Genomic DNA, 848 nt, shown 5'->3' with positions numbered 1-848 from the left:
AAAAAAATGATACAATCTTCAGAATTGATATTAAATCCAGACGGAAGTGTTTACCACTTAAACCTTCGTCCAGAACATATAGCACACGACATTATTTTTGTTGGTGATCAAAACAGAGTTGAAAAAATCACTCAATTTTTCGATTCAATCGAACATTCGGCTCAAAAAAGAGAATTTAAGACTCAAACCGGTATTTACAAGGGAAAAAGAATCTCTGTAGTTTCTACAGGAATTGGCCCTGATAATATTGATATTGTATTAAACGAATTAGACGCTTTAGTAAATATTGATTTAAAAACGCGTCAGCCAAAAGAAAAATTAACTTCTTTAAATATTATCAGAATAGGAACGTCAGGTTCTTTGCAGGAAGATATTCCTGTAGACAGTTTCGTGATGTCAAAGTTCGGCTTAGGATTAGACAATATGCTTCGCTCCTATCTAATTGATGATGTTTCTATTACAGAAATTGAAGATGCATTTGTAAAACATACCAATTGGGATCCTAAAAAAGGGAAACCTTATGTTACACAATGTTCTGAAAAATTAGAAAAATTAATCGAATCAGATCGAATTTTCAAAGGCATTACCGCAACAGCCGGTGGATTCTACGGTCCGCAAGGAAGGGTTTTACGTTTGAATATTCAAGACGAAGAATTGAATAATAAAATGGATAATTTTAGTTTTAATGAAACTAAAATCACTAATTTAGAAATGGAAACAGCAGCAATCTATGGTCTTTCTGCGCTATTAGGACACAATGCATTATCTCTTAACGCTATTATTGCAAATCGTGCTAGCGGAACTTTTAGTGAAGATCCGTACAAAGCTGTAGATGAATTGATTGCTTA

The 848-nt window shown here is 33.3% G+C and carries 1 protein-coding gene; it reads left to right on the top strand.

Annotated elements, in window-relative coordinates:
* Nucleotides 1-6: 6 nt before the first annotated feature.
* Nucleotides 7-848: nucleoside phosphorylase (locus tag B3J44_RS02905; RefSeq protein WP_286965664.1), on the top strand; the 842-nt coding region annotated here is incomplete at its 3' end.

The sequence above is a fragment of the Flavobacterium sp. UBA4854 genome (assembly GCF_002399805.1).
In the GTDB taxonomy this organism is placed as follows: domain Bacteria; phylum Bacteroidota; class Bacteroidia; order Flavobacteriales; family Flavobacteriaceae; genus Flavobacterium; species Flavobacterium ginsengisoli.
The sequence above is the reverse complement of the archived record's forward strand: the minus strand, read 5'-3'. Positions and strand labels throughout refer to the sequence as shown.